1 protein-coding gene and 1 pseudogene are annotated in these 964 nt (G+C 41.0%); one reads left to right on the top strand and one right to left on the bottom strand.

What is annotated here, in order from left to right:
- Positions 1–356 (bottom strand): annotated as a pseudogene (locus tag Q0590_RS37385) (hypothetical protein); the annotation flags it as partial.
- Between the two features lie 336 nt (positions 357–692).
- Here Q0590_RS37385 and Q0590_RS37380 point away from each other — a divergent pair.
- Positions 693–905, top strand: a complete 213-nt coding sequence (locus Q0590_RS37380) for a hypothetical protein (RefSeq protein WP_302042794.1) — start codon at positions 693–695, stop codon at positions 903–905.
- The last annotated feature ends 59 nt before the right edge of the window (positions 906–964 follow it).

Raw genomic sequence — 964 nt, 5'->3', positions numbered from 1 at the left:
CCCTTATCAGCTTTTACCGGCAGACCCTGCCCATTGGCAAAGGCATGCGTTGCAGCTATAGCATCGATATCATCGGTCTTTCCGTCACCCCTGGCGCCGAAGTCACCATACCCGACCCATCCGCGCCTCTTAAAGATGTGCGCATCTTTGGGGGAGACATTTACCTGTAGTTGCCCGATTTGGTTGGTGTGTACCCTGGTTTTCCCACTCAGGGAAGTAAAGACTACTGCTTCTGGCAGGCTTTCGGTCTGCCCCACGGCCACCATTGCCTTAGTCAACAAGCACACCCCCCAAAGCAGGCACTTGAATAGAAATGGGTCTTTTGATGAGTTGATAAGTGCAAGTGGCCTGTTCATGGATTTGTATGTTTGAGCAATTTTTCTCCTTTGTGTTTCTAGAAATGAGAAATTGTTATTTATGCGTGTAATATTATTAATTTTCCATGAAGTAGCAACCTGCATCAACCCTCAGCAGCTTCTATTAGTAGTAAATTTACTCCCCTCCAAGAAACTTAAAAAATCCGGATGTTAAACCAACCCTTTTTCACTTTCATAGAGAAAATCAATCTGCTATTTGCAGATAATTCATGGTTGAAGTTGAAAGGGTTTAACCTTTATTCAGGCTTAAAGTGAATCCCAGATAGGTAGTTTAAGTAAAATTGGGGTAATTTTACCTTCACCTACATGGCAGCTATGCAGCGATTTAAAAAAGACAAATTATCCTTCTTGGATACAGATAGTGAAACAGTTCAACGATTGAAAGAAGAATGCAATATCCTCATCGAGCAGTACAATACGCTTGAGAATCCACTAACGGATCAGGGGGAACAATTAGCTGCTCAAATCACTACACTGATTATCAAAATCAAGGGGCTCAAAGAATCTAACTTTGATAAAAGCAGATAAACGAATTCCTAATTTTATGTAGGAAGTTTTTAATATGTAGTAGTTAATTTAATCCCCCT

This window comes from Rhodocytophaga aerolata (assembly GCF_030503435.1).
GTDB classification, from domain to species: domain Bacteria; phylum Bacteroidota; class Bacteroidia; order Cytophagales; family 172606-1; genus Rhodocytophaga; species Rhodocytophaga aerolata.
This window is presented reverse-complemented; position numbering and strand designations above follow the sequence as displayed.